This is a genomic window from Flavobacterium sp. P21 (genome assembly GCF_050632225.1).
Taxonomy (GTDB): Bacteria; Bacteroidota; Bacteroidia; order Flavobacteriales; family Flavobacteriaceae; genus Flavobacterium.
In genome coordinates this window covers 1251645-1277009 of sequence record NZ_CP192585.1, presented here as the reverse complement: position 1 = coordinate 1277009, position 25365 = coordinate 1251645, and the positions used below count along the sequence as shown (strand labels likewise).

Below are 25365 nucleotides of genomic sequence, written 5' to 3'. Positions count from 1 at the left end.
ATTAGACCAAATTTTCACCTTACTACAAGTTTCATTTTTATTTTAAAAAGGAGATATTTCGCTTTAATCCTTCAAACTTTGTTCTTTTGATCGGAGAGTTTTTAAAAACAATACGAAAAGTTTCTTCTGTAATTTCCGTCCAATCTTTTTTGGAAAAAGAAAGCAATTCAGGGTTTGGATTAAAGAGGGGTTCTGAATGAGGTTTCGAAAATCTGTTCCACGGACAAACATCTTGACAGGTATCACAGCCAAACATCCATTCGTCAAATTTTCCCTTCATTTCATTCGGAAGATTTTCTTTTAATTCGATTGTATAATAAGAAATGCATTTACTGCCGTCGACAACATACGGAGCTACAATTGCCTGCGTAGGACAAGCATCAATACAAGCAGTACATGAACCGCAATGATCAGTTACTTTGTAATCATATTCTAAATCGAGATCTAAAATAAGTTCTGCTATAAAATAGAAAGAACCTACTTTTTGCGTTATCAAATTGCTGTTTTTCCCAATCCACCCCAAACCGCTTTTTGCCGCCCAAGCCTTATCTAAAACTGGGGCTGAATCAACAAAAGCTCTACCAGAGACTGCTCCAATATTTTCTTCTATTGAATGAAGAAGTTCTTTCAATTTTTCCTTAATAACAAAATGATAGTCTTGACCATAGGCATATTTCGAAATTTTAAAACTATCCGAATTTTGGGATTCCGATGGGAAATAATTAAGAAGAAGTGAGACTATACTTTTTGCGTCATCAACAAGCAAAGTAGGATCTAAACGTTTGTCAAAATGGTTTTCCATATAAGCCATCTGGCCGTTATGATTATTATTTAACCATTTTTCCAGACGAGGAGCCTCTTCTTCCAAAAATCCAGCTTTCGAAATACCGCACGAAAGAAAGCCGAGCCTTTTAGCTTCGTCTTTTATAAACTTTGAATATGTCTCTTTCGAATTAATACTCATCTTTTAGACAATGAAATTTCGATATTAACTGGTTTCAAAGTTACCAGTGGATTGAATTCTACTACAGCTGTATTTGATGTAATATGATAGCGTTTTACAATATGAGAAATTGCTAAGCACATTTCGTAAATAGCGAAACCAGCTCCAATACACATGCGTGGTCCAGCTCCAAAAGGATAAAAATATTGCATTGACTGTTTCTTTTGCTCACCAAGAAATCGTTCTGGAATAAATTTATCAGGATCTTGCCAATATTTTGGATTTCGATGCAGTTCATAAAATGAAACTCCAATCAAAGTTCCTTTTTTGATTTTAAAGCCGCCAATACTATCGTCTTCGAGGTTTTGCCTATCTGTAATCCACGCTGGAGGATATAAACGCATTGATTCATTCAAAACCGCATTTGTATATGTCATCTTTTGCAACTGTTCAATAACACTATCCGTTTGCGATTCAATTTCAGTAATCTCATTAAAAACCTTTTGTTGCACTTCAGGATTGCATCCTAAAAAATGAAGTGTAAAAGTCAATGCGTTTGCAGTTGTTTCATGCCCAGCTATAAACAAAATTTTTATTTCATCTATTAGCTGTTGTATCGACATACTTTCACCAGTATCTTCATACCGAGTTTCTAAGAGCATATTTAGCAAATCATTAAAATCATCATTTGAAGCATTTCTTGTTTCTATGATTTCTTTAATGATCTTATCATTTTCTTCTGCTAATCTTAAATGTTTTTTGACCTGACCGCTCAAAGAAAACCATAATGCTTTGTGAGGAAGTCTGATTTCTTTGACCAAGAACTTTTGAACTTCTTCAATTATAAATTTAATTCTATGCAGTTTTTCTTCCGAAATTGAAAATTCAAATAATGATTTTGCCACAACATTAAATGCCAATTGGCTCATCACAGGAAAAGCGTTAAAAGTTTCATTTTCTTTTAAAGCATCAATTTCAGAAATGATAGTTGCATTCATATTATCAACCAACATATTCATTTTTTGTTTATGAAAAGCAGGCTGAATAAGTCTTCGTTGTTGCAACCAAAAATCACCATCACTTGTCAAAAGACCTTTCCCTAAATATTTAGAAAGATAAACAGATTGAAATTTTGACTTGTAATAATTCTTCTGATTTTTAACTAAAATATACTGTGCGACATCATTATCCCTTGACAGAATTAAGTGCTTTGAAAATCCAATTTTTAAAGAAAATGAATCTCCTAATTTGCCAAAATATCGTTTATGATAAGGTATCGGATTTCTTCGAACGCCCTCGGAATCTTTAAAAAATCTGAGTATTGATAATTTATTAGGATAAATATATTTTTTAGTAGCAGACATTTTTAGTAGAATTAGAACAATTCACCTTGAATATTGATCTTTATATTTCCTTGTTTGTTAATCCAATTTATTGTGCAGTAAGACCCATTCCGTAATATCCTTTATATTCTGAATTTCAGTTTCAGGTGTATTCATACCAACATCATGTCCTTTACCCTCTCTAATTATAAGTTTCGCATCTACACCTTTTCTTTTTAATTCATTATAAAGATTTTTTGATTGACTAACATCAACTATGTTATCAGCATTACCATGAATTAACAATGTAGGTATATTTGAAATATTACTAAACGGACTAATCTTGGTCACTGCAGGATTATTTCCATTTGGATTAATTTTAGATCCAGCCAATTTTTCGATAATATCCAAATGCCCATTATTTTTTCTAAGTTCCAACGTCTCCGCAGAATCCAATCTCGAAGGTGCACACAAGGCCACTATAGACTTCATATTCTTGTTTGTATAACCATATAATAATGCCAAATGAGCACCTGCACTAATTCCAACAATATGGTATCCTTTTTGGGCATAACCATATTTAACAGAATTTTTCGAAACATAAGCAACAGCAAAATTGATATCTTCTAATAAATCTTTAGCAGAAATAGTATCATTTATATAACGATAATCAACATTAGCAACAACAAAACCTTTATTAGCGATATCTTTAGCATGCTTATTTGTATATTCAAGCCCGCCCATCGACCAAGATCCTCCATGCAGAAGAATTACAACTGGTACATCTTTCAAATTCCCATTGGGAACATACAAATCCAAAATTTGCTGAGACGATTTTCCATAAGAAAGATGTGGAAAATAACTCGTTTGGCCAAAAGAGCAAAAATAAGCAAACAGCAAAAATAAAAAGTAATGCTTCATAAGATGCCTTTAAAATAATCCCCCTTGAATATTTGTATTAACCTTTCCTAAATGCTTATAAGCCTTCTCTGTAACTTCACGGCCACGAGGAGTACGCATAATAAATCCTTCCTGAATCAAAAATGGCTCATATACTTCTTCAATAGTTTCACTGCTTTCAGAAACAGCCGTTGCTAAAGTAGAAAGTCCAACTGGTCCGCCTTTGAATTTATTTATAATCGTCAATAAGATTTTATTATCCATTTCATCTAGTCCATGTGCATCAACATTTAATGCCTTCAAGGCGTATCGTGAAATTTCAAGATCTATTCTTCCATTTCCTTTTATCTGAGCAAAATCACGAACACGTCTTAATAATGCATTTGCAATACGAGGTGTTCCTCGGTCGCGACCTGCTATTTCAATTGCGGCTTCTAAGTCAATTGGTGTTTTTAAAATTGAAGCACTTCTTTCAACAATTGTAGTCAAAAGTTCTGTAGTATAATATTGTAAACGAGACGAAATTCCAAAACGCGCTCGCATTGGAGCAGTTAATAATCCGGAACGTGTAGTGGCACCAATAAGTGTAAACGGATTCAAATTTATCTGGACCGTACGTGCATTTGGTCCTGATTCAATCATAATATCGATTTTGAAATCTTCCATTGCCGAATATAGATATTCTTCAACAACTGGGCTTAGTCGGTGAATTTCATCAATGAATAAAACATCACGTTCATCTAAATTAGTAAGCAAACCAGCTAAATCTCCAGGTTTGTCTAAAACAGGTCCAGAAGTAATCTTAATTCCCACTTGAAGTTCATTGGCTAATATATTTGCCAAAGTAGTTTTTCCAAGACCGGGAGGTCCATGAAAAAGAGCATGATCAAGCGCCTCGCCACGCTGATTAGCGGCGGCTACAAAGACTTTTAAATTTTCCAAAACTTGATCTTGTCCAGCAAAATCATCAAATGATAGCGGACGCAATCTTTTTTCAAGATCTAATTCTTCTGAGTTATATCCTTTAGTAGTAGGATCTAGATTTTCATTCATCCTACAAAGATATAGAAAGTAATCAGTTTCTAAAACAGTAAAACTGAAGGTTTAAAACTTTAACTAAACAAAAAAAGGCTATCATTTCTGATAGCCTTTTTAATATTTTTAGTGGTGTAAAACTTCTTCACCTTCTTTCATTGGTACATTTTGAGGAACAAAATCTACATCGTGATTAGGGTTACTGTAGTCATACGGCCAACGATATACGTGAGGAATTTCTCCTGGCCAGTTTCCGTGAATATGCTCAACTGGTGTAGTCCACTCTAAAGTTGTAGATTTCCATGGATTCTGAACTGCTTTCTTACCGTAGAAAATACTGCTAAAGAAGTTGTATAAGAATACTAATTGGAACGCACCTCCTACAAGAGCAAATGTTGTAATTAAAACATTCACATTTTGTAAATCATCAAATAATGGGAAGTTTGTATTAGTATAATAACGTCTTGGCAAACCAGCTAACCCGATAAAGTGCATTGGGAAGAAAACTCCATAAGCACAAACTGCAGTTACCCAGAAGTGGATATAACCTAAGTTTTTATTCAACATTCTTCCGTACATTTTAGGGAACCAGTGGTAAATACCAGCAAACATTCCGTAAAGTGCAGAGATACCCATTACTAAGTGAAAGTGAGCAATTACGAAGTAAGTATCGTGAACGTTAATATCTAAAGTACTATCTCCTAAAATGATTCCCGTTAAACCTCCAGTAATGAAAGTAGAAACCATTCCAATAGAGAACAACATTGCAGGGTTAAACTGTAAGTTACCTTTCCATAATGTAGTGATCCAGTTAAATGCTTTTACAGCAGATGGAATTGCAATCAATAAAGTTGTAAAAGTAAATACAGAACCTAAGAAAGGATTCATACCTGAAATAAACATGTGGTGACCCCAAACAATAGTAGATAAGAATGCAATTGCAAGAACTGACATAATCATCGCTCTGTAACCAAAGATTGGCTTACGAGAGTTTGTAGCCATAATTTCAGATACAAGACCCATTGCAGGCAAGATTACGATATAAACCTCAGGGTGACCCAAGAACCAGAATAAGTGTTCAAACAATACTGGTGAACCTCCTTGGTAGTGTAGAACTTCTCCAGCAATATAAATATCAGACAAGAAGAATGAAGTACCAAAACTTCTATCGAAAATCAATAATAATGCCGCAGATAATAATACTGGGAATGAAATAACACCAATAATAGCTGTTACGAAAAACGTCCAGATTGTAAGTGGAAGTCTAGTCATAGACATTCCTTTAGTTCTTAAGTTGATAACAGTAACAATGTAGTTTAATGATCCCATTAAAGAAGATGCAATAAAAATAGCCATTGAAACTAACCATAAAGTCATACCAGTTCCAGAACCAGGAATTGCTTGTGGTAATGCACTTAATGGAGGATAAATTGTCCAACCTGCAGAAGCTGGTCCAGCCTCAACAAATAAAGAACAAACCATTACAACAGCAGACAAGAAAAACAACCAGTAAGAAATCATATTCATGAATCCTGATGCCATATCTCTTGCTCCAATCTGAAGTGGAATAAGCAAGTTACTAAAAGTACCACTTAAACCAGCTGTCAAAACAAAGAATACCATTATGGTACCGTGAATCGTAACTAATGCTAGGTAAATATCATTTGCCATTACACCGTTTGGTGCAAATTTATCGCCTAATAGAACATTAAAAATTTTGAAAGACTCCTCAGGCCAAGCCAATTGCATTCTGAAAAGCAAAGACATTACGATACCAATGATTCCCATGATAATACCTGTAATCAAGTATTGCTTAGCAATCATTTTGTGATCAATACTAAAAATATACTTAGTAATGAACGTGTCTTTATGATGATGTTCGTGCTCGTGATCGTGTCCGTGATCGTGACCGTGCGCTTCTGCTGACATATATGTGTACTTTAAATTTTCTAAATAATATTATTTCATCGCAACTTTAGCTACAGTCGCTTTTACAGTATCAATAACCGCTTTCACAGTATCTTGTACTTTTGCAGTAGTATCTGTAGTTGGAGCAACTCCTTCAGCTGGTTTTTCAGCCGCTTTTGCCGCAGACAATATCTTGAGCTAAAGTAGTTTTTTCACTTAACCATTTCTTATAATCTTCAGGAGTATCAACAACAACTTTCATTTGCATGTTGTAGTGAGAAGCTCCACAAATTTTATTACATAATAATAAAAAATCAAAAGTATAAGGATCTAAAGCTGTTCCGCCTTTAGCAACTAATTCAACGCTCTTTTCAGCTCTAAGTTTGTTGATTTTTGCAACTTTCTCCTTCATAAAATCCAACTCTCTGTATTCAGCAGTTGTATATGTTGGAACAAAAGCAAATTCAGTAACCATACCAGGAACACAGTTCATTTGTGCTCTAAAGTGAGGCATGTAAGCCGAGTGTAATACATCTTGAGAACGCATTTTGAAGTGAACTTTTTTCCCTTTAGGAATGTGTAATTCAGTAACTACGATATCATCTTGAGAATTCTTATCAGACATATCAACACCTAAAGTGTTAACTCCTTCGATCAATCTTACATTCGCTTTTCCCAATGTATTATCAGCACCAGCGTATCTTGCAGTCCATTTAAATTGTTGAGCGTATAATTCGATTTCAATCACATCTTCATCTTTGTCAACAAACATAATATTGTTCCAAGCATATAATCCATAAAGAATTAAACAAGCTAAAACTACAGATGGAATAATACTCCAAATTGCTTCAAGTTTGTTACTATCTGCAAAAAACAATGCTTTTCTGTCTTTATGTCCTCTATTCTTGAAAGAAAACCAATATAATAAACCTTGAGTAATAACTTGAACTGTGAAGATCAAAACCCAAGTAATATTCATTAAGTTATCTACTAAAAGTCCATGCTCAGAAGCAGGAGTATGAAGTGCTAAATTACCCCATTTCAGTAAACCGTAAATCGTAAATATATAAATGAAAGCTAAAAAGCCAAACATAATATATCCTTGAACATTATTATCATTATCTGATGCAACCTGAGAATCGTCCGAAGAAGAACCTACCTGAGTAAGGTCAAATATCTTGGTCAATTGCCATAATGCAACTGCTAATAAAACTACAACTATAATTACCAACAAACTTGTCATCTGTTTACTTCTTTAAATATTAATAATGAAAATGTTTACTTTCTTCGATGAAAGGATTTCTTTTTGCTAACAAAGGAGCTTTAGTTAATGCAGTAAATACAACAAAAATAAATAAACCTAAGAAGAAAAGAATAGATGCAATTTCAGGAACACCAATAAACCATTTGTCTCCAACTGTACCAGGCATAATCATATTAAAGAAATCAACATAGTGACCCAATAAGATAACAATACCAGCCATTACAATAACCCAATTAAGACGTTTGAAATCTGTGTTGATTAATATCAATAATGGGAAAACAAAGTTCATAACTACAGCACCAAAGAATGGCAAGTTATATAATTGAATTCTTGTTACAAAATAAGTAACCTCCTCTGGAATATTAGCATACCAGATTAACATGAATTGAGAGAACCATAAGTAAGTCCAGAAAACACTAATACCAAACATAAATTTAGCTAAATCGTGAATATGGCTTGTATTTACATACTCTAAATATCCTTTTGATTTTAAGTAAATTGTCACTAAAGCAATAGATGTAATTCCACTCACAAAGAAAGAAGCAAATACATACCATCCGAACAAAGTACTGAACCAGTGTGGATCAAATGACATAATCCAATCCCAAGACATAATAGACTCAGAAACAATAAAGAACACTAAGAATCCTGCAGATGCTTTGAAATTCTTTTTGTAGTAAAGATCATCATTAGCTTCATCTTGTGCTAAACAGTTTTTTCTTGAAAAGTGACGGTAGATGTTCCATCCTAATAAGAAAACAAATGCTCTTGCAATCCAAAATGGGAAATTTAAATATCCAGATTTTCCAGCAATAATCGCATCATAGTTTGGACTTTTTGGATCAGTAACTCCTTCGCCTAACCAAACAAAAATGTGATTAAAGTGCAATCCGCATAGAACTAATATAATAAAGAAAATGATTGAACCAGCTGGCAAATAAGCAGTGATACCCTGCATAACTCTAAATAAAACTGGAGACCAACCTGCCTGAGCCACTTGTTGAATAGCGTAAAACGCTAAAACTCCCATAGAAAGCAGTAAAAAGAAAATAGAAGCAACATATAATGCAGACCATGGCTTATTTTGCAATTGGTGCAATACATGAGTTAAATGTTCAGTATGTTCATCAGTTGCTCCAACTTTTTCATGCTCACCACCTTTGTGTGATTCATGCGAAGCTTCAGCGGCTTCATGATGCGCGGCATCTTTATGAGAAGCTTCAGCGGCCTCTTCATGTGCGGCCCCATGCGAACCGTGAGCATCCGCGACTAGTATTTTTTCAACTTCTTGAATATCTTTAGGTGCACTTAAAAAACCATACCCAATTCCTAATAGTCCTAGAACCATTAAGATGATAGAAAAAGTTTTTAATTTACTTGAAAATGTATACATATCTATTACGATCAGTTTGTTCAACAATTATAATTGGCTTTTTAGTTTTAGAACATAGTCAGCAACTAACCAACGTTCGTGGGCGCTTAATTGATTTGCGTGTGAACCCATTGCATTTAAACCATAAGTCTCAACATGGAATACACTTCCTTCAGTGATTACCCTATCTTTATAGCTAGGTACCCCAAGAAATTTTTCTCTTTCAACCAATTTACCTTTACCGTTACCAGCGAGCACCATGGCAACTGATACAATAAATTTCGAAAAGCTCTTTTCCTTTACCAGAATTTCTTTCTTCTTCAGTTAAAGGTGATTTTAAATTCGCTTTTGCTAATTCATAACCAGCAGTCGAATTTTCATATTCATAAGGCTCAAAACCTCTATTAATAGTTCCTGCAACAGGAAGCTGTCCTTCTTTTCCACCTTTAAATATATTTGCTTCCGAATATGGCTCGTAAGCAACAGACTCATACATATTTGGGAAATACTGATAGTTCGGTGCCGAATTATTGTGGCAAGATGAAACTAAAATAGTTATACCAACTAAAAGTGTTATTTTATATATCCTTTTCATAGCTACAATTAATTCTTTTCTATTACTTTAACTTCAACAGCTCCAGTCCCTTCAAAGAAAGAAACTAATTCTGCTTCGTTATCATTTACTGCTACTTCCATTAAGAAGTGATCATCTGTTGTTCTTACATCAGGATTTTCAGCTTCTTTAAATGGCCATAATCTACTTCTCATATAAAAAGTGATTACCATTAAGTGCGCGACAAAAAATACTGTCATCTCAAACATAATTGGCACAAAAGATGGCATATTTTGAATGAAACTGAAACTCGGCTTTCCTCCAATATCTTGTGGCCAGTCATGAATCATGATGTAACCCATCATTGTAGTCGCAACAGAAATACCAACACATCCATATAAGAAAGAACAAATTGCTAATCTTGTTGGCGCTAAGCCCATGGCTTTATCCAATCCGTGAACAGGAAATGGAGTAAAAACCTCTTCAATATGATGGTGAGCGACTCTAGTTTTCTTAACTGCATCCATCAAAATATCGTCGTCATTATAAATGGCGTATATTACTTTATTACTCATGATGTGAATCTTTACTATTTGCTCTTTCTCTTACGTAATTATCTCCTGTTCCTTTCAAAATTGTTTTAACCTCTGCCTGAGCAATTACAGGGAATGTTCTAGAGTATAACAAAAACAATACGAAGAAGAAACCAATTGTTCCAATGAAAATTCCAATATCAACAAATGTTGGTGAAAACATTGTCCAAGAAGATGGAAGATAATCTCTATGCAAAGAAGTAACAATGATTACAAATCTTTCAAACCACATTCCGATGTTTACTACAATCGAAATAATAAATGAGAACATGATACTTGTTCTAAGTTTCTTGAACCACATAAATTGTGGAGAGAAAACGTTACAAGTCATCATCGACCAATATGCCCACCAGTAAGGTCCAGTAGCTCTGTTTAAGAATGCATATTGCTCATACTCTACTCCTGAATACCAAGCTACGAATAACTCAGTGATGTAAGCAACACCAACAATAGACCCAGTAATCATGATAATGATGTTCATTAACTCGATGTGTTGTAATGTGATATACGCTTCAAGATTAGAAACTTTTCTCATAACGATCAACAATGTATTTACCATCGCGAATCCAGAGAAAACCGCTCCAGCAACGAAGTATGGAGGGAAAATTGTTGTATGCCATCCAGGAATTACAGAAGTAGCAAAGTCCATAGATACAATTGTGTGTACAGAAAGTACAAGAGGAGTTGCTAAACCAGCTAATACTAAAGATACCTCTTCAAAACGTTGCCAGTCTTTTGCACGTCCGCTCCATCCGAAACTTAGGATAGAATAAACTCTTTTATTGAAAGGAGTAATAGCTCTATCACGAAGCATTGCAAAGTCAGGCAATAAACCAGTCCACCAGAAAACTAATGATACTGATAAATACGTTGAAATCGCGAATACGTCCCAAAGTAAAGGTGAGTTAAAGTTTACCCATAAAGATCCAAATTGGTTTGGAATAGGTAATACCCAGTATGCTAACCATGGACGACCCATGTGAATAATTGGGAATAAACCTGCTTGAACTACCGAGAAAATAGTCATTGCTTCCGCAGAACGGTTAATAGCCATTCTCCAACGTTGACGGAAAAGTAATAGTACTGCAGAAATTAATGTTCCGGCGTGACCAATACCAACCCACCAAACGAAGTTAGTAATATCCCAAGCCCAGCCAACTGTTTTATTTAATCCCCATGTTCCAATACCGGTAGATACGGTGTAAATTATACAACCTAATCCCCAAAGGAAGGCTGTTAATGCGATTGAAAATACAATCCACCATTGTTTATTTGCAGGTCCTTCAACAGGCGCCGCCACATCTACAGTTACATCGTGATAAGATTTATCACCTATAACTAAAGGTTTTCTAATGGGTGCTTCGTAGTGAGACGACATAATCCTTTATATTGTTTCTTATTAATAATTTTACTAAGTATTTCTAACTTTAACGTGATAAACCACATTAGGTTTTGTTCCTACATGCTCCAATAAGTGGTAAGATCTTGCATCAGTCGCTAATGCCGCAACTTTACTTTCTTTATCATTTACATCACCAAATATCATCGCTCCAGAAGAACAAGCACTTGAACAAGCTGTTTGGAATTCTCCATCTCTAACTGGACGGCCTTCGTTTTTAGCTTTCAATTTAGTAGCTTGCGTCATTTGGATACACATAGAACATTTCTCCATAACACCACGAGAACGCACGTTAACATCAGGATTTAATACCATACGGCCTAAATCATTGTTCATGTGATAATCGAACTCGCTGTTTTTGTTGTATAAGAACCAGTTAAAACGACGTACTTTATATGGACAGTTGTTAGCACAGTAACGAGTACCAACACATCTGTTGTAAGCCATATGGTTTTGGCCTTCACGACCGTGAGAAGTTGCGACAACAGGACAAACTGTTTCACATGGAGCGTGGTTACAGTGCTGACACATTACAGGTTGGAATGCAACTTGAGGATTCTCACCTGCTTTTTCCATTTCATTGAATGTAGACAATGAACTAGATAAACCAGCGATTCCTTCTTTTCTCTTGTTATCACCTTCAAAAGTGCTTTCAGAAGAATAATATCTATCGATACGCAACCAGTGCATATCACGGCTTCTTCTTACCTCTGCTTTACCTACAACTGGAACGTTGTTTTCAGCGTGACAAGCAATAACGCAAGCCCCACATCCAGTACAAGCATTTAAGTCAATTGAAAGATTGAAATGGTGCCCAGTTGTACGATCAAATGATTCCCAAAGATCTACAGTTGTAGCTTCAACCTCTTGGTGATCTAAAGATACCATTGGCTTTTCATTCCAATGTTCTGCATCTTCAGAATTGAATACTGTTAGAGTAGTTTCTTTAATAATATCTCCTCTACCCATTAATGTTTTTTGTCCTTGAACACAAGCAAACTCATGAACACCATTAGCCTTAGCTAAAGTAACAGACTGAACATTATTGAAATTTTTATATAAAGCGTAAGCATTAACACCTACTTGCATTTCTTCTTTTAAAGATGCTTTACGACCATATCCAACCGAAAGACCGATAGTTCCAACAGCTTGTCCTGGTTGAACAATAACCGGAACATTTTCAATCTTAACACCATCAGCAGTTGTAATAGTAGCATAACTTCCGTTTAAACCACCATTTGCAACAATTTCGTTTGATAAATCGTATTTCTTAGCATCTGCATTAGAAACCGTAACGTAGTTATCCCAAGAAACTCTTGTAATTGGATCTGGAAACTCTTGCAACCAAGGATTGTTTGCATGTTGACCATCACCCATACCTGTTTTAGTATACAATACTAATTCTAATCCACCTGCAGATTTAGCGCTAGCAAGGGCACCTGCGGCACCAGCAAAATCATAAGATCCACCAGCTAAAGCAACAGAACCCGTTACTAAAACACCATCATGCAATACTTTATTCCAAGAAGAACCAGCAATTAAACTAGCTGAATTAGCTTTAAGGTAATCGTAGAAAGTTCCACCAACACCATTTAAAGACAATAAAACATCTTGAAATTGTTTTGTATTAAAGATTGGACGAATAGTTGGTTGCGTTAAAGCATAAGTTCCTTTAGTAATCACAACATCACCCCAAGACTCTAAATAATGAGGTGCTGGAGCGACGATAGTAGTGATCGAAGCCGTTTCATCTTCTTTCAAAGAAAAAGCAACTGAAGTATCTACTTTTTTCAATCCAGATACAAAAGAAGCTGAATCAGCTAATGTGTAAGCAGGATTGATTCCACTCATAATTAAAGTATGAACACTTCCTGCATTCATATCTTTTAATAATTGAGCTACGGCCGCATTAGAACCTTTTCTAATTTGTCTTGTTCCAGCAGTACTGAAAGACTCACTAGCCAATCGCTGGTTGATAGCTAATACCAACAATTGAGCATTTTTATCTTCAATTCCAGACACTAAAACCCCTCTTGTACCAGCCATTTTTAATTGCCGTGCCGCTTTTACAGCTTCAGCTTTAAAGTTAGCATCTAAAGATACAGGAATAGAAGCACCTACAATAATATTATAAATTTGAACTAAAGCTTGTTTTTGATCAGCAGTAGTCATTGGAACACGCTTATCAGCGGCGGCTCCAGATAATGTCATGTTTGATTCAAACTGAATATGGCGAGACATTGTTTTTTTCCCTTCAGTTCCAGAAGGAATTCTACCTTTTGCATATCCAGAATCATATCCTCCACCTTGCCAATCTCCTAAGAAGTCAGCACCAACAGATACAATTAAAGAAGCTTTTGAAAAATCATAATCAACCAAAGCTCTTTCTCCATATACTGCCTCAAATGCATCTAAAGCTTCAGAAGAAGAAACTGCATCGTAAACAACATGTTTTGCATTAGGATTTTTAGCAATAAACTCACCTATCAATTTCTCAGTAGATGGACTTGCTAATGTATTTGTCAACAATACCACTTGTCCTCCTTTTGCTTTTGCTTGAGCAAGGCTTGATTTGATTTGCAAATCAACAGCAGACCAGCCGCTTTTTTGCCCTTTTAATTTTGGCTCACTCAAACGAGCACTATCGTATAATCCTAAGATTGATGCATGAATTCTAGCATTAGCCGCAAATTTAGCACCTTCAATAGTGTTGTTCTCAACTTTGATTGGACGACCCTCGCGAGTTTTAATCAAAAGATTTGCAAAATCAAAACCATCAAAAACTGTAGTTGCATAGTAATCAGCAACACCAGGAATGATTTGCTCTGGTTGTAAAACATAAGGGATAGACTTGTGCACAGGACCTTCACAAGCGAGCAAGTGTAACAGTCGCAGTACTAAATCCTACGTACTTTAAAAAGTCACGACGTGAAGTTCCTGATGAAGCCAACGCTTCAGCATTTCCCAAGAATTCATCTGTAGGAATCTCTTCAACAAATTCGTTATTTCTAAGCGCCTCAACAATAGAACCATTCTCTAGTTCTTCAACACTTTTCCAGTATTTTTTGTTTGATGACATTGTATATAAATATTAAAATCTTAATAATTCGATTAATAGTGGCATTTACCGCATTCTAAACCTCCCATTTGCGCCGCAGTTAATTTCTCTACACCGTATTTTTTAGAAAGTTCAGCATGAATTTTATCATAGTAAGCATTACCTTCCATCTTAACATCAGTTTTTCTGTGGCAATCCACACACCATCCCATTGTTAATTTAGAATATTGCTTCATGATTTCAAATTCTTGTACCGGACCATGACAAGTTTGACACTCAATTCCCGCAACAGAAACGTGTTGTGAGTGGTTGAAATATACAAAATCAGGAAGATTATGAATACGAACCCATTTTACAGGCTGTGTTTTTCCAGTATATGCTTGTTTAGTTTTATCCCAACCAACAGCATCGTATAATTTTTGAATTTGAGCATCGTAGAAAGCTTTGCTGTATTCAGCAGTAGCAGTTGTTTCAGCAACTTCAGAAATATTCTTATGACAGTTCATACAAACATTCAAAGAAGGAATACCTGCAGTTTTACTAACACGAGCGACTGAGTGACAATATTTACAATTGATCTCGTTATCTCCAGCGTGAATTTTGTGAGAATAGTGAATTGGCTGAATTGGCTCATAGTTTTGATCCACACCAACTTGCATTAAGTATCCATAAACAAAGTAACCACTAGCTAAAAGCAAGAAAATTGAAGTAACCAATACCAAGAACTGGTTTTTAACGAAAGCTTTCCAGATTGGCAATCTTTCCTCTTTAGGACCAACCTCAATACCATTTTTATTCGCCACTTTAGTCAACACCTTGTTCACCATGAACAACATAACAACCAAAATAGCCATCACTAGAGCAAGAGCTCCTAGAATAACATTATTAGAAATTGAACCGCTTTCTACATTAGTTCCCGGAGGAGTTGCGGCTCCACCAGCTACAGCAGTTGGCGCTTCAGGTTTCTTTTCAGAAGTATAAGCAATAATATTATCAATATCCCCTTCAGATAATTGAGGAAACGCAGTCATTACCGCTTTGTTGTTTTCTTCAAAAAGCTTAACAGCAAGCAGCATCGCCTGACTTAATCATATCAGAACTATTGTGCACCCACTTGTAAATCCAAGCCATTTCATGCCTGTCAGCAACCCCTCTTAAAGCAGGACCTGTTGATTTAGCATCTAATTTGTGACATGCGACGCAATTTGCATTAAAAAGTTCTTTCCCTTTTACCGGATCTCCACCAGATGTCATGACCGGAGCGGCGGCTTCAGGTGCCGCAGGAGCCGCAGCAGGATCTTGAGCAAATGAAGTTAGGGAGAAAATAAGCGTTAGCGATAAGCTAAGGAGCAATTTTCTTGAGATCGAATTATGGTTACCCACCTTTTTCATATAGTATAATAATTATCTACTAATTTTTGGTATGATTTTTACTGTGATAAATTCGTAAAAACTTATACCCTCTTTTAAAACTTGCACAAAAATACGACTTATGAACTATTCTCAAAACCTTAAAATAGTCTTAAATATCAATTTATATCAATTCTAAATAATATTAAAATTTTCCACACAAACTTTAAATAGTATTTTTGCATAAAAACCATCACATTATGAGAATTTTAACCCCTTCAAAAAGAGTTTTCTTCACATTGACTCTATTCACATTAGCATATAATATTCATGCTCAGGATCAAAATTTAACAGTAAATCAGGACCCTAAATTCGAGCAACTATTGACCGAGAAGCGCAAAATTAACACATCAATAAGTACAAACGATACCTACCGAATTCAAATTTTCAGTGGCAAAAGTGATGAAGCAAAGAAAACTTTATCTGATTTCAAAAGAGAATACATCAACATTGACGGAACGATAATTTTCAATACACCAAATTACAAAGTAATAGTTGGAAATTTTAAAACCAGAATAGAGGCCGAACGAAATTTGGCAGATATAAAAAATAGATACAAAAATGTTTTTTTGCTTAAGCCAGGAAAATAGTCAAATACTTCAAACAAAAAAAAGAGCAAGATTAAATCTTGCTCTTTTTTTATCTCTTTATTCAAGTTAATTTACCACTTTGATTCCACTTGCCATAAAACGAATTTCTTCTTTAGGCATAGTAATTGCATTTATTTCAGCAGGCGATTTCTTAGCATCTTTTGCATAATGCTTCAACTCATCAACCGAAGTTATTTTTTCTCTGCATTTCCTTCCAAAACTACATTTTTACCTTTTAAGGCAGTCGGCACAAAAAATGCGTAATCTTTCATTTTCACAAAAAACGAAGATCCATTTTCGGTTTTAATGGTCACCCAACATCCTCTTTTTTCACAAACATCAGTCACCATTCCTTTAACAGCAACATTTTCTACTTTTTTCTGATCTTTAAATTTCAATTCTAATTTCTCAACAGAAATTGCTTTATCTACAGAAACAGTAGAAACATTATCTCCATAATAATCGCCAACTGCGGCATTTCCTGCCGGCGGAGCACTTTTCTCTACAGCTTCTTGAGAAAAAGACAGAGTAGAAATACTAATAAAAAATAAAGCCGAATACAAAAACTGTTTCATGATCAAATAATTTTAATCAAAAATAGCAAAATTTCAGAAAAACGAACAGTTTTAGAGAAAAAGCATTTTTCACCGAGATAAGACATAAAAAAAGCTCCAATTTTCATTGGAGCTTTCAGTATATCAACTAAATATTATTTCAATTTCTTTTTGATTGCCACTTCATGATAAGCTTCAATAACATCATTAATTTCGATATCATTAAATCCTTTTATCTGAATACCACAATCGTAACCTTTAGTCACTTCTTTAACATCGTCTTTGAAACGCTTTAAGGCAACTAATTCACCTGTATGAACCACAACTCCATCTCTAATAACTCTAATCTTAGAAGTTCTCAAAATTTTACCATCAGTTACCATACATCCAGCGATTGAACCCACTTTAGAAATTTTGAAAATCTCACGAATTTCAGCATTACCTAAAACTTCTTCTTTCATTTCCGGCGCCAACATTCCTTCCATCGCGTCTTTCAAGTCATCGATTGCCGCATAAATAATAGAATAGTAACGGATATCGATTTCTTCTTTATCAGCAAGCTGTCTAGCATTTCCAGCAGGACGAACGTTAAATCCGATGATGATTGCATCTGATGCAGAAGCTAAGTTAACATCGGTTTCCGTAATCGCACCAACACCTTTATGAATAATATTGATTTGAACCTCTTCTGTAGAAAGTTTAGAGAACGAATCTGATAACGCTTCAACAGAACCATCCACGTCTCCTTTAAGGATTACATTTAATTCTTTAAACTGACCAAGAGCAATACGACGTCCAATTTCATCTAGTGTAATATGTCTTTGAGTACGAACAGATTGTTCACGCATTAATTGAGAACGTTTAGATGCAATTTGTTTTGCTTCTTTTTCATCTTCAAATACATTAAACTTATCACCCGCTGTTGGAGCTCCATCTAAACCTAAAACTGATACCGGAGTTGAAGGACCAGCTGATAAAATCGTGTGCCCTCTTTCATCATGCATCGCTTTCACTTTACCATGATGTTTACCAGCAAGCATATAATCTCCAATTTTCAAAGTACCTTGTTGTACCAAAATCGTAGATACATATCCTTTTCCTTTATCCAAATAAGCCTCAACAACTGTTCCTTGAGCCGCTTTATTTGGATTTGCTTTTAGATCTAAAATCTCTGCCTCTAATAAAACTTTCTCTAATAATTCTTTAACCCCTGTTCCGACTTTTGCAGAAATATCATGTGACTGAATTTTTCCACCCCAATCTTCAACAAGTAAATTCATACCAGCCAAACGCTCTTTAATTTTATCAACGTTAGCATTTGGTTTATCAATTTTATTAATCGCAAATATAATTGGCACTCCCATGACCTGTGCGTGAGAAATCGCTTCTTTTGTTTGTGGCATGATATCATCATCCGCCGCTACTACGATAATTGCAATATCCGTAACTTGAGCTCCACGTGCACGCATCGCGGTAAACGCCTCGTGACCCGGAGTATCTAAGAATGCAATTTTTTGTCCGTTATCTAAAGTAACTCCGTATGCTCCAATGTGCTGTGTAATACCTCCAGACTCACCAGCAATAACATTTTCTTTACGAATATAATCTAGTAAAGATGTTTTACCGTGGTCAACGTGACCCATTACTGTTACAATTGGCGCTCTTGTTACTAAATCTTCCTCTCTATCTTCTACAACTTCTATCGCTTCTTCAATATCTACTGTAATGAATTCAACATCGTAACCAAATTCATCTGCTACAATAGTTAATGTTTCTGCATCTAGACGTTGGTTCATGGTAACCATGATACCAAGAGACATACAAGTTCCAATTACTTTAGTAATCGGCACATCCATCATAATTGCAATTTCACCTACAGTAACGAACTCGGTAACTTTAATAGTTTTACTTCCTTCGTCAAGAGCTCTTTGCTCATCATCAGATTTCTGACGGTGCGTTTCTCTTTTATCTCTTCTATATTTTGCCGCTTTAGATTTCCCTCCTTTACCTTGAAGTTTTTCAAGAGTTTCTCTAATTTGGTTTTTTACTTCTTCTTCTGTTGGCTCAACTTTAGCCACAATTGCAGGACGATTTCCTTTTACAAATCCAGGTCTTTGGCTTCTATTTGCATTAAAACCACCTCCACTATTATTATTTGGAGTTATCTTATTAGGGTTTGGCGTTCCTGGCGCATTGTTATTTCCTGTTGGAGGTTTTGGCGCACCAGGTGTTCCTGGCTTAGGAGCAATTCTTTTACGCTTATTTTTATTTGCGTTGTTTCCTCCCGCTCCCGGAACCCCAGGTTTATTTTGAGTCGCTTTAGGATCTTCTTTCTTTTTCTTCGGCTTATTGAATTGAGACAAATCAATTGTTTGGCCTGTAAGAGTTGTTCCTGAAAGCTTTTGATATTGAGTAGTAATAGTTTCCTCTGACGTTGTTGGATCAGTAGACACGATTGGCTCCTGAGCAACTTTAGAAGATTCTGTTTTAACTTCTTTTTCTCCGTAATAATAGGTTCTTCCTTTTTAGCTTCTACAATTGGAGTTGCAGTAACTGGTTCAGGTTTTACAGTCTCAGTCTGAACCGGCTTTTCTGGCCGCACAGGTGCAACAACAGCTTTTGGTTCTTCAACTTTTGCTGTTTCCTCAGAAGGAGTAACCGCAGGTTTTTTGGATTTAAGTCAATTTTACCAACTTGTACAGGTCCTGAAACAACCGCTCTCGCTTTAATTATTTCTTGTTGTTTTTGACGCTCCTCTTCTTGTCTGCGTTTGTCTTCAATTTCTTTCTCACGCTCAACACGCAATGCTTCTTTTTCTTTTCTTTTCTCCTCTCCTACCTCTTTAGAAGCTTCCTTATTCCCCTTATCGCCCGCAAATTGGCTTTGTAGGATATTAAATTCACTATCAGAAATTTTAGCGTTCGGATTTGCATCAATAGCAATCCCCTTATCTTTTAGATAATCAACAGCTCTTTCTAACGAAATATTTAATTCCCTTAAAACCTTGTTTATTCTTATTACTCTCTCTTCAGACATATAACCTTTTTATTATTACCTTTTTAGTTGTGTTGTTAGAGCAGATATTCAGCTATTTTCTAGCTATCAAACTCCTCTTTTAGTATTTTCATAACATCTAGAATCGTTTCCTCTTCTAAATCTGTTCTTCTTACTAAATCTTCTACGTCGTGTTTCAAGATACTTTTTGCAGTATCCAAACCTATTTTTGCAAACTCTTCAATTACCCACTCTTCGATTTCATCTGAGAACTCTGTTAATTCAACATCGTCTTCATCTGCAACAGTTCCTGCCACATCGCCTTCGCGAATAACATCTAATTCATAACCTGTCAATTGACCAGCCAATTTAATGTTGTGACCACCTCTACCAATTGCTTTAGAAACCTCTTCTAATTTCAAGAAAACTTCAGCTCTTTTGCTTTCTTCATCAATTTTGATTGAAGAAACTTTTGCAGGGCTTAATGCTCTTGTAATAAACAATTGAATATTGTTTGTATAATTAATAACGTCAATATTTTCATTTCCAAGCTCACGAACAATTCCATGAATACGAGAACCTTTCATACCTACGCAAGCTCCAACTGGATCAATTCTGTCATCATAAGAATCTACAGCTACTTTTGCTTTTTCACCAGGAATACGAACTACGTTTTTCACTGTAATTAATCCGTCGAAAACTTCTGGAATTTCTTGCTCAAATAATTTTTCCAAGAACTTTTCTGAAGTTCTAGACATAATAATTTGAGGTTTATTTCCTTTCAATTCCACGCTTTCAATAATTCCGCGAACATTGTCTCCTTTACGGAAGAAATCTGACGGAATTTGTTTTTCTTTTGGAAGTACAATTTCATTTCCTTCATCATCAACCAAGATTACTACTCTTGGACGTACGTGATGCACTTCGGCAGTATATATATCACCAATAATATCTTTAAATTGTTTGTAAAGATTTGTATTATCGTGTTCGTGAATTTTAGATATTAAGTTTTGACGAAGCGCTAAAATAGCTCTTCTTCCTAGATCAATCAATTTAACTTCCTCAGAAACCTCTTCTCCAATTTCAAAATCCGCTTCAATTTTTCTAGCTTCAGTCAATGTAATTTCTTCATTTTCAAAGTCAAGATCCTCATCTGCAACAATTACTCTTCTTCTCCATATTTCCATATCTCCTTTATCAGGATTTATAATAATATCGAAATTTTCATCTGAACCGTATTTTTTCTTCAATGCATTTCTAAACACGTCCTCTAAAATTGCCATAAGCGTTACACGATCAATAAGTTTATTATCTTTAAACTCTGAGAATGAATCGATTAATGCTAAATTTTCCATGCGAATTCTTTAATTAAAATGTTACTGTAACAATTGCCTCTTTTATCTCTGTATAAGGTATTTGTTGCTCTTTTTGAACTGTTTCTTTTCCTTTTCCTACTTTTTTCGGTTCTCTTGCCTTCCAAGACAAAATTATGAAAACATCGTTAGCTTCAACCAATTCTGCTTCAATTTTTTCATTATTTGTAGTAACAATCAACGTTCTACCAATATTTTTCTTGTATTGTCTAATCAATTTCAAAGGAGACCCTACTCCAACCGAAGCTACTTCAAGCGAAAAATCTTGCTCTTCACGATCCAGATTATTTTCGATGGCACGACTGATATCAATACAATCCTGCAACGCAACTCCATTATCTCCGTCTAAACCAACACTAATTTTAAAAGAATCCGAAACCGCAAGATCAATCAAAAAGATTGATGGCTTCTCCAGAAGTGCTTCCGTAATTAATCCGTTAACTTTTTCCTTAAATGTCATAATTTTATAAAAAGAGGGGACACTTAGTCCCCTCATTATTTAGATTTTAATAAATAACGATGCAAATATAGTGATTTTTTTATAAATCAAAATAAATTGATTGCTCTAAAAATATTTCTTATCTTTATAAGAGCATTCAAAAACAGATTATTCTAATAATTTAACCCAAAAAATTATGAAACGAATTTTAGTTCCTACTGACTTTTCAGAACATGCTGAAGATGCGTTAAAAGTGGTCGCGCAAATTGCTAAAAAAACAATTCAGAAATTATCATTTTGCACATGCTTGAATTGCCGCACCAAATGAACGATGCCATACTCGGAGGCGCGAGCATACCTGAAACTATGCTTTTTATGAAAAAAGCAAACGAAACACTTGACGAAGTATCTTCAAGACCATATCTGGACGGAATCTCGGTAACTGAAATCGTAAAAATGGACAAACCAATTCACGGAATCCTCCAAGTAAGCAAGGATTACGAAGTTGATTTAATCATAATGGGATCTCACGGATCTTCTGGCGTTGAAGAACTTTTAATTGGCTCAAATACAGAAAAAGTTGTCCGAAACTCTGAAATTCCGGTTTTGGTCATCAAAAAAGACATTTCAGACTTTAAGGTTAGCGATATTGTTTTTGCTTCTGATTTTTCTGAAGAAACCAAAAAACCTTTCGCCAAACTATTGAATTTCACCAAATTCTTTGAAGCAAAAATCCACCTGGTAACCATCTGCACACCAAACAGCTTTAAGCCGACACATGTCATGGAAAAAGCAATGAAAAGTTTTGTAGCAGAATTTGGCATAGCCAACTGTACAACTCAGATTTACAACGACACCAATATTGAAAAAGGAATCCTCAATTTTTCAAATAGCATAAACGCAGACATCATTGGAATGTGCACACACGGCAGAACAGGCTTCGCACATTTCTTCAACGGCAAGATAAGCGAGGGATTGGTTAATCACGCCGTCAGACCTGTAATTACGCTAAAGATTTAAGAAACAAAATCATTTCAGCGACAAAAGCTTCTCAATCGAGAAGCTTTTTTCGCAAAACAAAAAAAATGAGCTTTTCAACAAAGCTTAATTGAGCTTTACAACAAAACCGCAGACGGCATTTATCCAGAAATTTGTCAAATAAAAATTCATTAAATCATATATTATGAAAACAATAGACAAAATTTACATTAACGGAGAATTTGTAACTCCTCAAGGAACTGAATATTTCGACCTTATAAACCCAACCACAAATGAAAAGCTTGGAAAAGTTCTTTTAGGAAATACCGAAGACACTCAAAACGCAATTGAAGCCGCCAAAAATGCTTTTAAAACTTTTTCCAAAACTTCACCAACAAAAAGAATTCAATACCTGAAAAACATTAAAACTGCTGTTGAAAAAAGAAAAAACGACTTTATAAACATAATGGTTGAAGAATATGGAGGAACATTTCAATTTGCCTCAGTAAGTTACGAATACATGCTAAAAGGGTTCGATTCTGCAATTAACCTATTAAACGACTACGATTTCATCAAAACCATGGGGCAATCTGAAGTTCAAATGACCCCAATCGGCGTTGTTGGAATCATAATCCCATGGAACTCCAGCAACGGATTCATCTCTAGCAAATTAGCAACAGCGATCGTTGCGGGATGCACAACCGTTATAAAACCCAGCGAAATGAGCGCCCAACAAACGCAATTAATGACGGAATGCCTACATGACGCACAACTCCCAAAAGGAATAGTAAATATCGTAAACGGATTGGGAGAAGTTGTAGGTGCAGAAATCAGCCGAAACCCTGATATTTCAAAAATTTCTTTTACCGGCTCAACAAACGTTGGAAAAATTATTGCCAAAGAAGCAGTCAACACCATGAAACGAGTTACACTAGAACTTGGAGGAAAATCGCCAAACATTATTTTAGACGATGCCAATTTCTCAAAAGCAATCCCACTTGCCTTGAGCGCCGCATTTATGAACAGTGGACAGGCCTGCATTGCCGGAACTCGACTTTTAATTCCAGAAAACAAACTGGAAGAAACTAAATCAATCCTAAAAGAAGTTTTAGCAAACGTAATTGTTGGCGACCCAAAAAACAGCAACACAGCAGTCGGACCAATGGTAAGCACAAAACAATATCAACGCGTTCAAGATTATATTCAGACTGGAATTAATGAAGGCGCCGAAATTCTTGTTGGAGGATTAGGAAAACCTAACGGACTTGAAAAAGGAAATTTTGTCAAACCGACTGTTTTTGTAAATGCAAACAATCAAATGCGCATTGCAAGAGAAGAAATATTTGGACCAGTTTTAACTGTCATTACATACAAAACCGAAGAAGAAGCAATTGATATCGCAAATGATACCACTTACGGACTTCAAGCTTATGTAAGCTCATCAGACGAAAAAAGAGCACACCGAGTTGCCTCACAAATTAACGCTGGACGCGTTCAAATAAACGGAATTGGGCACGATCCTATGGCCCCTTTTGGCGGATTTAAGCAATCAGGAATTGGTCGCGAATTTGGAACCATTGGACTTGAAGCTTATCTAGAACCAAAAGCGCTTATCAAACCTCTATAATCATTTACGATCCGGAAAGTTTGCATGAACAAAATTTCCGGATCTTTTGTAATTTTACCATTATGACAACAAAATCAAATCCGAAACCAAAAATACTCTACTCCTGCTACTATGCACGCGACCGAGAAGGAGAACATTTCATTCCTGAACATGTTTTCAGCTATCAAATTTCTGGAGAAATGATCGCTTCAGACAGCAAAAACACCTTTCATTCAAAACCGGGAGATTTTCGCTTTAGTAGAAGAAATCATTTGGCAAAATTTACCAAAATACCACCAGAAGGAGGCGAATTCAAAACCATATCGCTTTTTCTTGATCAGGAAATTTTAAAAGAAATTAGCAAGGAGTACAATTTGAAAGCTGACAAAAAAGCCGACACAGACGCTATGTTTTCGCTAGCTCCCAACCCACTCTATAAGTCTTTCATGGAATCGCTTATATCTTATCTTGAAGTCGAAGAAGAAAAGAACGAAGCTTTATTCAATTTGAAAATTAAGGAAGCCATTCATCTTTTATTAAAAGTAAATCCAGAATTAAAAGACATTTTATTTGATTTTAATGAACCTGGCAAAATCGACTTGGAAGCTTTTATGAATAAGAATTTTCATTTCAACGTTCAAATGCGACGATTCGCCTATCTTACAGGAAGAAGTTTGGCAACTTTCAAAAGAGACTTTCAAAAAGTATTTCAAGAAACACCTGGAAAATGGCTTTTAAACAAAAGACTTCAAGAAGCATATTATTTAATCAGCCAAGGAAATTCGCCATCAGAAGTTTATATTGGTGTAGGATTTGAAGACTTATCCCATTTTTCATTTTCATTCAAAAAGAAATTCGGAATCGTTCCATCTTCTTTAAATCATAAATAGGTCTCCAATAAGCCTTCCAAAAATTACGTCTTTCCCTATAAGTTTTCCGTGGTTGAAACCACGGGCTATATTCAAAATAAGACACATAAAACTTTGCGAACTCAGCATTCTTTAAAAAGACACTTTGCGCATACCTTAGCGCGCTTTGCGATAAAAAAATCTAGAAAACACCCTAATTTTAAAG

The 25365-nt window shown here is 35.3% G+C and carries 15 protein-coding genes and 6 pseudogenes; 5 read left to right on the top strand and 16 right to left on the bottom strand.

From position 1 onward, the window contains the following. Positions 1–37: 37 nt before the first annotated feature. From queG to ACQ9BO_RS06130, 12 genes and pseudogenes are all read right to left on the bottom strand, one after another. Positions 38–964, bottom strand: coding sequence for a tRNA epoxyqueuosine(34) reductase QueG (gene queG / locus ACQ9BO_RS06185; RefSeq protein ID WP_431244015.1), 927 nt, complete (start codon positions 962–964; stop codon positions 38–40). Beyond that, on the bottom strand, positions 961–2307 hold the full coding sequence (locus tag ACQ9BO_RS06180) for a cytochrome P450 (protein WP_431244014.1): 1347 nt from the start codon (positions 2305–2307) through the stop codon (positions 961–963). The genes queG and ACQ9BO_RS06180 overlap by 4 nt, the downstream gene beginning before the upstream one ends. Positions 2308–2364: 57 nt before the next feature. Beyond that, positions 2365–3186, bottom strand: coding sequence for a prolyl oligopeptidase family serine peptidase (locus ACQ9BO_RS06175; RefSeq protein ID WP_431244013.1), 822 nt, complete (start codon positions 3184–3186; stop codon positions 2365–2367). A 9-nt stretch (positions 3187–3195) separates the two neighbouring features. Then, complete coding sequence (gene ruvB, locus ACQ9BO_RS06170) at positions 3196–4218, bottom strand: Holliday junction branch migration DNA helicase RuvB (RefSeq protein ID WP_431244012.1); 1023 nt, start codon at positions 4216–4218, stop codon at positions 3196–3198. Positions 4219–4326: 108 nt separating this feature from the next. Next, positions 4327–6129 carry a cytochrome c oxidase subunit I gene (locus tag ACQ9BO_RS06165; RefSeq protein WP_132990854.1) on the bottom strand — a complete coding sequence of 601 codons (1803 nt, stop codon included), beginning with the start codon at positions 6127–6129 and terminating at the stop codon, positions 4327–4329. Between the two features lie 30 nt (positions 6130–6159). Further along, a pseudogene (locus ACQ9BO_RS06160) lies at positions 6160–7351 on the bottom strand (cytochrome c oxidase subunit II). 19 nt (positions 7352–7370) lie between these two features. After that, on the bottom strand, positions 7371–8765 hold the full coding sequence (locus tag ACQ9BO_RS06155; RefSeq protein ID WP_431244011.1) for a quinol:cytochrome C oxidoreductase: 1395 nt from the start codon (positions 8763–8765) through the stop codon (positions 7371–7373). 27 nt (positions 8766–8792) lie between these two features. After that, positions 8793–9339: pseudogene (locus ACQ9BO_RS06150) on the bottom strand (c-type cytochrome). 8 nt (positions 9340–9347) lie between these two features. Next, on the bottom strand, positions 9348–9872 hold the full coding sequence (locus ACQ9BO_RS06145; RefSeq protein WP_431244010.1) for a DUF3341 domain-containing protein: 525 nt from the start codon (positions 9870–9872) through the stop codon (positions 9348–9350). Continuing rightward, positions 9865–11268: an NrfD/PsrC family molybdoenzyme membrane anchor subunit gene (gene nrfD, locus ACQ9BO_RS06140; RefSeq protein WP_026728592.1), complete on the bottom strand. Its 1404-nt coding sequence runs from the start codon at positions 11266–11268 to the stop codon at positions 9865–9867. Before nrfD ends, ACQ9BO_RS06145 begins: the two co-directional genes overlap by 8 nt. Positions 11269–11301: 33 nt before the next feature. Beyond that, positions 11302–14368, bottom strand: a pseudogene (locus ACQ9BO_RS06135) (TAT-variant-translocated molybdopterin oxidoreductase). 32 nt (positions 14369–14400) lie between these two features. After that, positions 14401–15739 (bottom strand): annotated as a pseudogene (locus tag ACQ9BO_RS06130) (cytochrome c3 family protein). Positions 15740–15957: 218 nt separating this feature from the next. On the opposite strand from ACQ9BO_RS06130, the gene ACQ9BO_RS06125 reads away from it, so the two are divergent. Further along, positions 15958–16347, top strand: a complete 390-nt coding sequence (locus ACQ9BO_RS06125; protein WP_431244009.1) for an SPOR domain-containing protein — start codon at positions 15958–15960, stop codon at positions 16345–16347. A gap of 191 nt (positions 16348–16538) precedes the next feature. On the opposite strand, the gene ACQ9BO_RS06120 is transcribed toward ACQ9BO_RS06125, so the two are convergent. The 4 genes and pseudogenes from ACQ9BO_RS06120 to rimP form a co-directional block, all read right to left on the bottom strand. Then, positions 16539–16922, bottom strand: a complete 384-nt coding sequence (locus ACQ9BO_RS06120; protein WP_431244008.1) for a DUF4920 domain-containing protein — start codon at positions 16920–16922, stop codon at positions 16539–16541. A 134-nt stretch (positions 16923–17056) separates the two neighbouring features. Further along, a pseudogene (gene infB / locus ACQ9BO_RS06115) lies at positions 17057–19937 on the bottom strand (translation initiation factor IF-2). Between the two features lie 59 nt (positions 19938–19996). Continuing rightward, positions 19997–21250, bottom strand: coding sequence for a transcription termination factor NusA (gene nusA, locus ACQ9BO_RS06110; RefSeq protein WP_125722262.1), 1254 nt, complete (start codon positions 21248–21250; stop codon positions 19997–19999). Between the two features lie 13 nt (positions 21251–21263). Then, complete coding sequence (gene rimP / locus ACQ9BO_RS06105; protein WP_431244007.1) at positions 21264–21728, bottom strand: ribosome assembly cofactor RimP; 465 nt, start codon at positions 21726–21728, stop codon at positions 21264–21266. 175 nt (positions 21729–21903) lie between these two features. Here rimP and ACQ9BO_RS06100 point away from each other — a divergent pair. The 4 genes and pseudogenes from ACQ9BO_RS06100 to ACQ9BO_RS06085 all read left to right on the top strand — a co-directional run. Continuing rightward, a pseudogene (locus ACQ9BO_RS06100) lies at positions 21904–22265 on the top strand (universal stress protein); the annotation flags it as partial. Between the two features lie 48 nt (positions 22266–22313). Further along, a complete protein-coding gene (locus ACQ9BO_RS06095) occupies positions 22314–22727 on the top strand; it encodes a universal stress protein (protein ID WP_431245077.1) in 414 nt (137 codons plus the stop codon). A gap of 163 nt (positions 22728–22890) precedes the next feature. Then, positions 22891–24312 (top strand): aldehyde dehydrogenase family protein, encoded by a 1422-nt coding sequence (locus tag ACQ9BO_RS06090; protein ID WP_431244006.1) that lies wholly within the window; start codon positions 22891–22893, stop codon positions 24310–24312. A 62-nt stretch (positions 24313–24374) separates the two neighbouring features. Next, positions 24375–25181 carry a helix-turn-helix domain-containing protein gene (locus ACQ9BO_RS06085; protein ID WP_431244005.1) on the top strand — a complete coding sequence of 269 codons (807 nt, stop codon included), beginning with the start codon at positions 24375–24377 and terminating at the stop codon, positions 25179–25181. The last annotated feature ends 184 nt before the right edge of the window (positions 25182–25365 follow it).

What these genes read in the sequence shown, in the direction of transcription:
- ACQ9BO_RS06120 (WP_431244008.1), bottom strand. Translation starts at nt 16,922, where the DNA reads ATGAAACAGTTTTTGTATTCGGCTTTATTTTTTATTAGTATTTCTACT.
- ACQ9BO_RS06125 (WP_431244009.1), top strand. Translation starts at nt 15,958, where the DNA reads ATGAGAATTTTAACCCCTTCAAAAAGAGTTTTCTTCACATTGACTCTA.
- nrfD (WP_026728592.1), bottom strand. Translation starts at nt 11,268, where the DNA reads ATGTCGTCTCACTACGAAGCACCCATTAGAAAACCTTTAGTTATAGGT.
- ACQ9BO_RS06085 (WP_431244005.1), top strand. Translation starts at nt 24,375, where the DNA reads ATGACAACAAAATCAAATCCGAAACCAAAAATACTCTACTCCTGCTAC.
- ACQ9BO_RS06145 (WP_431244010.1), bottom strand. Translation starts at nt 9,872, where the DNA reads ATGAGTAATAAAGTAATATACGCCATTTATAATGACGACGATATTTTG.
- ACQ9BO_RS06155 (WP_431244011.1), bottom strand. Translation starts at nt 8,765, where the DNA reads ATGTATACATTTTCAAGTAAATTAAAAACTTTTTCTATCATCTTAATG.
- ACQ9BO_RS06180 (WP_431244014.1), bottom strand. Translation starts at nt 2,307, where the DNA reads ATGTCTGCTACTAAAAAATATATTTATCCTAATAAATTATCAATACTC.
- ACQ9BO_RS06165 (WP_132990854.1), bottom strand. Translation starts at nt 6,129, where the DNA reads ATGTCAGCAGAAGCGCACGGTCACGATCACGGACACGATCACGAGCAC.
- queG (WP_431244015.1), bottom strand. Translation starts at nt 964, where the DNA reads ATGAGTATTAATTCGAAAGAGACATATTCAAAGTTTATAAAAGACGAA.
- nusA (WP_125722262.1), bottom strand. Translation starts at nt 21,250, where the DNA reads ATGGAAAATTTAGCATTAATCGATTCATTCTCAGAGTTTAAAGATAAT.
- ACQ9BO_RS06090 (WP_431244006.1), top strand. Translation starts at nt 22,891, where the DNA reads ATGAAAACAATAGACAAAATTTACATTAACGGAGAATTTGTAACTCCT.
- ACQ9BO_RS06175 (WP_431244013.1), bottom strand. Translation starts at nt 3,186, where the DNA reads ATGAAGCATTACTTTTTATTTTTGCTGTTTGCTTATTTTTGCTCTTTT.
- ruvB (WP_431244012.1), bottom strand. Translation starts at nt 4,218, where the DNA reads ATGAATGAAAATCTAGATCCTACTACTAAAGGATATAACTCAGAAGAA.
- rimP (WP_431244007.1), bottom strand. Translation starts at nt 21,728, where the DNA reads ATGACATTTAAGGAAAAAGTTAACGGATTAATTACGGAAGCACTTCTG.